The 8,551-nt window shown below is 60.1% G+C and carries 9 protein-coding genes; all 9 read right to left on the minus strand.

The features are described from left to right. Positions 1-481, minus strand: a 481-nt coding sequence (locus VR74_RS08110) for an IS256 family transposase (protein ID WP_045695796.1), incomplete at its 3' end; no start/stop codon positions are given. A gap of 67 nt (positions 482-548) precedes the next feature. Continuing rightward, entirely contained in the window at positions 549-1,076 is a 528-nt protein-coding gene (locus tag VR74_RS08115) for a hypothetical protein (RefSeq protein WP_045695798.1), read from the minus strand. A 278-nt stretch (positions 1,077-1,354) separates the two neighbouring features. Next, a complete protein-coding gene (locus VR74_RS08120; protein ID WP_034741854.1) occupies positions 1,355-3,259 on the minus strand; it encodes a DUF3363 domain-containing protein in 1,905 nt (634 codons plus the stop codon). Continuing rightward, positions 3,256-3,996, minus strand: a complete 741-nt coding sequence (locus VR74_RS08125; protein ID WP_299949890.1) for a S26 family signal peptidase — start codon at positions 3,994-3,996, stop codon at positions 3,256-3,258. Before VR74_RS08125 ends, VR74_RS08120 begins: the two co-directional genes overlap by 4 nt. Positions 3,997-4,077: 81 nt before the next feature. Further along, positions 4,078-4,293: a helix-turn-helix domain-containing protein gene (locus VR74_RS08130; protein ID WP_045695799.1), complete on the minus strand. Its 216-nt coding sequence runs from the start codon at positions 4,291-4,293 to the stop codon at positions 4,078-4,080. 244 nt (positions 4,294-4,537) lie between these two features. Further along, positions 4,538-4,861, minus strand: a complete 324-nt coding sequence (locus tag VR74_RS08135) for a DUF736 domain-containing protein (protein ID WP_034744419.1) — start codon at positions 4,859-4,861, stop codon at positions 4,538-4,540. Between the two features lie 455 nt (positions 4,862-5,316). Next, positions 5,317-7,335 (minus strand): ParB/RepB/Spo0J family partition protein, encoded by a 2,019-nt coding sequence (locus VR74_RS08140; RefSeq protein ID WP_299949892.1) that lies wholly within the window; start codon positions 7,333-7,335, stop codon positions 5,317-5,319. After that, positions 7,332-7,808 carry a hypothetical protein gene (locus VR74_RS08145; protein WP_034742748.1) on the minus strand — a complete coding sequence of 159 codons (477 nt, stop codon included), beginning with the start codon at positions 7,806-7,808 and terminating at the stop codon, positions 7,332-7,334. The genes VR74_RS08140 and VR74_RS08145 overlap by 4 nt, the downstream gene beginning before the upstream one ends. A 2-nt stretch (positions 7,809-7,810) precedes the next feature. Next, positions 7,811-8,377: an antirestriction protein ArdA gene (locus tag VR74_RS08150; RefSeq protein ID WP_299949894.1), complete on the minus strand. Its 567-nt coding sequence runs from the start codon at positions 8,375-8,377 to the stop codon at positions 7,811-7,813. Positions 8,378-8,551 lie beyond the last annotated feature (174 nt).

The following is an 8,551-nucleotide window of genomic DNA, read 5'->3' on the forward strand; positions in this document are numbered from 1 at the left end:
CGATCCACAGATAGGGCCACTCGCCCTCTATCGGGCGGTTCAGGAAAGCCTGTACCCGCCCATCTATTTCTTCGCATAACCGGCTGACCTGGCTCTTGGAGATGCCTGTGCCGCCCATCGCCTTGACCAGGTCATCGACGGCGCGTGTGGAGATGCCCTTGATGTAGGCCTCCTGTATAACAGCCGTCAGCGCTTTCTCGGCCGTCCGTCGCGGCTCCAGGAACGACGGGAAGTACGTTCCCTTGCGCAGCTTCGGGATGTCGAGATCAATCCGCCCGGCACGGGTTTCCCAAGCCCGTTCGCGGTAACCATTCCTGTAAGTCTTGCGATCCGCGGAGCGGGCACCGGGAGCCGCGCCCGTATGCGACTCCACCTCCATCTCCATCAAGCGCCCGGCCGCAAAAGCCAGCATGTCGCGCACCAGATCGTTGTCTGCGCTCTGGTCAATCAGCTCGAATAAAGCCAATCTGTCTTCGGTCATCGTGTGAGGTCCTTCTGGTTGAGTTTCGCAACCACAACCTCGACGGATTCGCGCACGATGACCTTCCTCAGGTCGAATTTACACCAAGCCCCGGGACGCTACCGTTAAACTCGACATGTGGGAGATTCGAGCGTGTGGCGTATTTCAGGCGGCGACCACCAGCCTGTTCAAACAAAAAGTCAAAGTTTGTGGTAATTAGCCTGAGTTCGCCTGTTTGCAGCGTAGCTAACTTAAGCACTGTTCTGTGAGCGGAGAAATCAACCGGTTCTATAGGCCTTAACGAATTCGCTACGGCCTCTCCGATCAGGTCATCTGTAAAATCTCGCCTCAGCTGGCCGAAGACGCGGTCTGATGTAGTCAGACCCTTGATACCATAGTCGGTCTCGATTTTCCCGGAGGCTGTATGAAATAGGCGCGCTTTATTGTCAGGTGGTGCACCGAGGTGATCCAGGACCTCCTCAGTCAATTGTGCGAAATCGGGCAAGCCCGCCTTGGCTCGTGAAACACCGGCCCCGCAAAAAAACACGGTCCTGCCTTCGTCATGCGCCCGCAATAATTCATCGGGAAAATCGATACCATCTGCCAAAAAACGCATTTTTCCCCCGCATCTACGATTCCGTAGTGTACCTGTTTCGTTCCATGTGTCACGGGAAAATACTAGGTGGAAAAGCAATGTTGGAATTTGCTTGGATGTATCGGCTCAGCATGTCGATGAGCCGGGTGCCCAAGGAGAGAATTGATCGGTTAGGCCCGACCACTGATAATACTGTGTTAAGTTGTTAATCGCGCTTTGGGGTTAAGTCTGCATTGTCGTCAGACCAATTTCCGCTTTTCGGGTAAGAACGAGTTAAACGGCAAGATTTGGTATTGGCATTAATCCACCATCCCGATTCCGCGCCCTAACGTCCACGAAATTTTTCCCCCACGCACAACTCCAGACACCGCCATCCCGCGCCGCTGTTCCAGCACCTGTCGCCAGGGCACAATCGTAAAATCCCGCTGCCGCTCAATGAGCGCAAACTTCCCACTGACTCGGCTCACCGGCTCGCGGTAAATGCCCTCAACATGTCCCCGCTCCGGGGCTGGCGAATAAGGCTTCCTGATCTCCTCAGCCAGCGTCCGTCCGGCTTGCGCCAAGTCACGCTTCAGCAGGTCCGTCTTCTGCGCCGCGGTAAGTCCGATACCGGCCTCCACCTTCATTCCAATGCCAGCCAGAAATGCGCGCCGGTTTGCCTGCGCCTCAGCCACCTCCTGCCCAAATCCCATCGGCACTCCGGAAGATGGAGGCGCGTCGTCTAGCCAGGTCATTCCGAGCGCCGTTTCCTGCTCTTTCAGACCCAGTTCGGATCGAACAAGAACCTGCGCCGCGCGGTACCGGGCCTGGGTCCGCTCGTATACTTTCGTGCGGTCCAGAAAGTCCCGTGGAATCTTCCAGTCCGTATCGGCCGACCGCTCAACATGCCCAGCGCGCCGAAGGGCCTCAAGTCGCCGCACATGCGCTGCGACATACTCCGGACTTGATCGCGGATCGTCCGCCTGGTGCAGACCCGCCGAGTACACCCCTCCATTCGCCCGCGCGATACGATTGATCGTGATATCCGACGGCTTCGGTTCGAGGTTCGGCTGAGACACCGTTACAATCGCTCCGAGCTTCTGTTCCTCGACGTCTCCCGCGACACCCAACTCCACAAACACTGCACGCCCATCCATCCCGTCGATAATAGCGTAGGCGCGATCATGCGCTTCCCCCGTGAGCCCCGTCTGCAGCACCGCGCCCGTCACGCTTCGCCCGTCCGGGTCCGACTTGTCAAAGATCGCATCCGAGTCCAACCGCCGGCCACCGTGTCCTACGAGCGCGCGGTTCATCGTCTTGATGATGTCGTGCCGCTCGGAAAGCCCGCGCAAAACGTCGCGAAAATTCTCCCGCATCTGCCAGCGCCCAGCTCCGAGCTTCCGGGCGAGTCCAAGCCGCTCCAGAGTCCGAAGCCGCGCGGCATGTAGAGTGCGATACTGTGAGGGACTATCCATCAACCGGAACTCATGTTCAGGACTGACCTTCCGCGCGATGAAGTGATCAATCCGCGTCACGCGCTCGGCAGCGATATCCGATTGAAGTTTCCGCTCCTGCTCGAGCCGGGTTTCAGGCCCGAGTTCAAGTATCACCAGGTCCTCGGCGCGTTCCCGAATGCCATGCGAAATATACGCCCGCGGCATAACAAGATCAGAGCCATCTTCGCGCCGTCCCCGGATGACCAGATGCGCATGCGGTCGGCCCGTATCATGGTGCACCGCGCCCACCCATTCGAGCCGCGTCCCCAGATCAGTTTCCATCTGAGAAACCAGGTCGCGAACGAAGGGCTTGAGGTCTGCCATTTCGGCGCCGTCTTCGGGCGAAACAATGAACCGGAAATGGTGCCGGTCGTCAGTAATGGATTTGACGAGATCGGACGCATTCGCGTCCTCACTCATCGCATCGAAGAGTTTCCCGCGATCCTTCTCCTCAAGGGCCGCGTCCCGCCGGATATATCCGATATGTGCAGCGAGAGCCGTCACACTCGACGCGGACATCCGGACGATACGTGCCTTGACGATCACGCGCCGCCGTCCGCCGCGCAGCGCGGCTCGTGGCCGGGCGGGCAGGGCAGTCCTGCGGACCCCGCCTGCGGAGGACAGCGCCTTCGTCATCCGCGTGAGGTAGGTCTTCGCGCGTCCCCCTGATCCGGCCGAACGAATCCTGCCAGGTCTGGGCGTGAAAGGATTGTCCGGCGGCGTGCTCATTCGGGCCGATCCGGGGGAAAACGGGCCTCATTATGGGTATGGAACCATGCCAATCTGTTGTCGCCATTGGGAATCGCATCTGACCGCAGAGCTGCATCCTGAGGCGTGGAACCATAAAAATCGATGTGCAGACAAGGGACTAGACCCTCTTTGGCTCCATGAGCTTTTATCTTGCAGTCAAATTCGCCATCAAACTGCTCTCGGTCACCAATTTCCGCAGCCAAATCAAGGTCCTTTAGGAGGATCGCCCTACCCAGAATGTCCGCCTTCAAAACAGTTCCGAAATACCGTCCATCAAAAGAGTCCGGAGTGCGGTCGGACAGGAGCAGGACTTCATCCGTTTGAAGCTTCCGACAGGCCGTCCAGGGAGACGGTAGAGTGCGTCCCATACTATCTGCGGAGAGCAGGCTGACAGCTGGCGTCCCGTTGATGAGCAACACCCCGTTGACCGCACAAATCGTATCCCCTTCGAGCGCCTGGACGGTCTTGATGACGGGGATACCAGACGGCAAATAATCCCGCCCCGCAGCGAGCCTCGAAGCCGATTCCGGAAGGTGCGAAACAACTAGATCACCCCTAGAAATTACCTCCAAAGACTTGACGCGATACCAACCCAGCGGCGCGCTTTGGCTCGGATTGTAGAGTAGAAACGGCGGCAAAATCCCGGTCGCGGGAAGGCCTGTCAATGCCACTCCGATCACAGAAATACCGCTCCAGAATGCTGCACGGAGGCTCATGAATTGCCCCTCCATTTGCCAGGATGCAGCGCTCGATGTCTTATCGAAAGTGCCGCTAAATCCGCCTTGGCGGTCGTAGTTTCACGAGCCATTTCCTGATCCTCGCGCGCGATTCCACACCGTCGAATACTTATTCAGGTCATCGACATGATAGACGACGGTGCCGCCATGTTTCCGGTATTGCGGTCCATTGTTCGACCAGCGCCAGTTTTCCATCGTACGGACCGTGATGCGCAGATAGGCAGCCGCTTCTTTCGTCGTCAGGAAAGGACTTGGCCGTCCTTTTGCCTCGTTCATTCCCCGTCCCCCGTCTTGCCGGGCACAGATCAACGTGGCGGCTTCAACACGACCGAGAAAGCAAAAGAAAATTCTAATTGGAAGTCACGAAGATATACGGTGTCGCGGCGACACCTCACTTAACCATGCGCAGCGCATATGGCTTCGTGTGGTTATAGATACCCTTCTATCGAGCGATGTAAACACGTCTAAAGCCGCCCCGGAATGATCTCCGGAGCGGCCAGTTTGGCGATGTGTGTGGGGCTTAGTCCCTGGGGTTCCAGAGGATCACGTGGCGGCCTTTCTTGCCCTTGACCGGTGCAAGGTTCGCGTAGATGCGGCGCGGGCCGATCTGCGGATCTGCGAGGGTCAGGGAGACGTATTCGCGTCCCGAGGACTTTGCCTTGCGCATCCAGCCGCCGCCGATTTCGGTGGAGGTCTCACCGGCGAAGATGCGGTAGTCCGGCTGGGCCGCTTCGGCTTTTTCCGCATTCTTCTCGATACGGATGGCGGCTGAGAGGTTCATCATTGCGAGGGCGCCTTCGAAGCCGGTCTTGGTTTCGCTGACATATCCGAGTGCGTTTGCCATGGGGGTCTCCTTTTCGTTTCCGTGGCTGTCTCCGAGGGACACCTTGTCCCCGTCGACGCCGGACCGCCCGGACGGCGCGGAGCGGGCCTGAACCTGTAAGGGCGCAGCAAAGCGAAGCACCGGACAGGAACGCGAATTTGTCTCGCGAGGAGCCGTAAAGCGGCGGGGAAATTCGTGGGACTGGCCGGTTTCAGGAGCGTTTCGCGTCGTCCAGGTCACACGGCAGCAGACGGGGACAAGGTGTCTTTCGGAGGTAAGCGGAAGTGCGGAACAGGCCGCTTTGACAATCGCACCCGGAGGCCATACGAAACTCACAGACGGACGATTTTCCGGAGGCGCATCTGCCGTGATCTGAACCGCGCGCGTGCCGGGCCATCTGGTAAAAGCATGCGGAAAAGCCGCCCGACATACTGCCGGACGGCTTGCACTTCTATCGACAACAGAACCGCAATCCGTCAGGCGGCGTCCTGCGCTGCGGCAGGCTGGTCTTGGAGAGAAAATTCGCCGTCATCGGACGTGAACAGGCGGGCGATCCGGGCCCATGCGTCTGCTGGCGGCGACCCCGCAGCCTCGACGAGGCGCGTCGGCGGCACCTGCATCCAACCGGGACGCCAGCCCGGATTGGCCTCACACCCTTCGCCTGCGATCCGGTTCCAGATCAGGTCCTTCTGGGCTTTGCCCGTGTCGGTTAGCGCCGCTTTCGCCGTGGAGGGTGATGCGATGTCTGCCACCATGGCATTGATGGCGCGCTTGTCGCGGACGAGATCAAGGAAGACAGGTTCCGGCATCCAGTAGGCAGCCATGTCGGTTTCGGTCGCGACAGCGACGGCTTCAACGATTGCACCGCCCGCTTCCAGCGTGTCAGCCATCACAAAGGCGAGGACGCTCAGGGCCTCTGTGTCGTCCATTCCGAGCAGCGCTGTAAAGACCTCGCTGAGGTGATAGTCATCGCCATTCGCGCGCAGGGATGCCAGCCCATGGGCTTCGAACAGGCTGCGGACATGATCTCCGGCCGCGTTCATCTCAGCTGCGGCGCGGGAGCCATCCACGCTCGCCTGAATGTCTTCCTTTCTGGCGAGGAAGTCGTGCCGCCTGACGGTCCACAGAGAGGACCCGACCATGGCGTGAGCGACCATCAGCCGGAGAGCGATTCCAGGGTGACCCAGTAATGTGGCGCGCGCTGCGCCATGGCGGTGCAGGCCGATATATTGGGCGAGCGGTCCTGACATTTCAGGCTTGGTGTGGGCGGCTTCCGCATCGCCACCCGGCCTTGCGCTCTTGTCCTGCTTCCGGGCTTCGGCCTGCGTGATGTAGCCCTCATGGAAGGTCACCGTGCCATCATGGCGGACTTCGACAATGACCTTGCCGCCCTTGGTGCGCGGGCGCTTCACATGCTCCCAGCTGGCAAAATACTTGCCGCGTTCGAGAACCTGCACGTCGGGCCATCCGGCGGCGATATAGGTCTCGAATCTCGCCGCAAGTGCTGCCGATTGGGCTTTCCAGAACGTGTCGGCATCGGCGAACACACCTGTCTCACCGAAGAGGTCCGCCGCCACTTTGCCCTCATAGGCCGACAGGTCAAACAGCGCCTTGCCTGTAGTGATGGTGGTTCCGCCCGTGATCCATGCCCTGCAGGCGCGGCCCATGGGCGCGCGTTCGGTTTCGCTCCGGTACAGGGCGAGCCAGTCGGCCTGCTGGTCCTTCGTGGCGAGCGTGAGCGCGCGGATCGTCTCCGGGTCGATCTCGTCCTTGGCATAGAGGGCGCGGATCGGGCCGGAGAGATTGGCAAGCGCGAGGATGCGGCGGACTTTCAGCTCCGTGACCCCGAAATGCCCGGCAATCTCGTCCACGGTCCGGCCTGACTGGGCCAGTTTCCCGAACGCGTTGTACTGCTCCATTTCCGTGGCAGGCAGCCGCGCGACATTTTCGATGAGTGAGGCCTCGACGGCAGCTGCATCGTCATCGGCTTCCATGATCGCGCACGGTACCATCACGGGCTTGCCGGTCTCGGCCGCGATGACCTGCAAGGCATGGAAGCGTCGGCGTCCCGCGACTACTCCAAAGCCATCGCCTTCGGGCCGCACCAGCAGCGTCTGACGGATACCTTTCTCGCGAATTGAGGGGAGGATATCGGAGACATCCGGGGCCTTGCGTCCATGCCGCATGTTGAGCTTGCTGATATGGAGCTGTTCGATGGGGATCGTTTTCAGTGCGGGCTGTGCCATGGGATTGTCCTCCTGTTCTGGCGGGTAAAGCGAAAGGCCGAGCGTCCATGCCGGGCCTTTCCAGTTGATCGGGGTGAAGGGGAAACCTTCTGCGTCGCGCATCGCGTCGGAATCGGTTTCGCCCCAGTCATAGTCTTGCAGGGCGATCAGCGGCGCGCGGCCATCAACCCAGATTTCAACGACGCGGGATTCCTCCACGACGAGTGTCATTTGCGGGCGCGGGCCAAGCAAATAATCAAGCGCTTTCATCCGCGTGACGCCTGTGCAGGTGCAGACGCCATCAGCCGCGTCAGGGCTGTGCGGCCTGCCGCCAAGGCGTCCGGGAGCAATTCGCCCGCGACTTCACTCAGATAGGCATTGTCCGACCCCGGATAATTAGCCTCGATACCCCAGAGGCTGGCTTGTGTTGAGTCCAGTTCCACGCCTTCGCATTCAATCGCGAGCACGATCCCGCAATAGAACCACTCATCCCTGCGCCACGCTTCCATGACGGCTTCGGCCTCGGCTTGTGCCTTCGCCAGCCGCTCGCGAAAATTGTTTCCCGGGCCAATGAAACCCGGATCATTGATGTAGAGCGACGGCCAAAATCCGTCCTGGCGCTGGTCGGGTGCGTCCATGCAATCGTCACGGACAATCCGCGCGGTGACGCGAAAGCCGTCAATCTCGCAGGCAATGCTGTCACCTTCGCAGACATAGCAGTCAAATCTCTCCCGGAAGGCCATGGTCAGCGGCTCCAGAAAATGTGGACTTCATCAAAGCCCGTCTGGAACACCATGATCTCGCCATTCAGCGCCATGTCGCGGGCGAGCGCGGTCCAGTCGATATAATAGTCGAGTGCAGCCGGAATCTCCGTGCCGCTGTCGCGGATCAGTTCCTCGGCAAAGTCTGCGGCGCTGTGATATGAACCCGCATAATCCTCGAACGCGGCTTCGGCTTGTGTAATGTCGTCGCCGAAGTTGCGGTAGAGTTTCGCGCCAAGCGCGCCATGCTCGGCGATGAAGGCCGCCAGAGCGCACACAGTCTCGAACGAGGCATATTCCGAGAGGCGCGCCCCTTCGAACCCTTCATAATCATGGATGGCCCATTCATCCCCGTCTGGCTCCGGCGACGCCGCCAGCATGGCGCGGATCTTGTCTCTGACCTCATCCGGCGAGGTCGCCTCGATCCAAGCCCCATGCAGATGCCCATTATTGTAGGCGGCAAGACAGGCGACATAGATGCGTTGTGTCTCCCGCAAATCCGGTCCGTCCGCTGTTCCAAGGGGTGCAGGTGTCTCAGGTGAAAGGGTCATGTCAGCCTCGCAAAAATGAATCCTCGCCCGCGCACCTTTCCCGGCAGGCGGGAGGGGGCGGACGAAAGGTGCGGGCGCCCGGGCGTATGAGGACCGGGGGCAAGGCGGGAAGGTAGGAGGCATGGACCGACGCGGGCGGCTCCAGGTCACCGGCGCCTTGCGCACGGGCCGCGC

The organism is Hyphomonas sp. BRH_c22 (genome assembly GCF_000961795.1).
Lineage (GTDB): Bacteria > Pseudomonadota > Alphaproteobacteria > Caulobacterales > Hyphomonadaceae > Hyphomonas.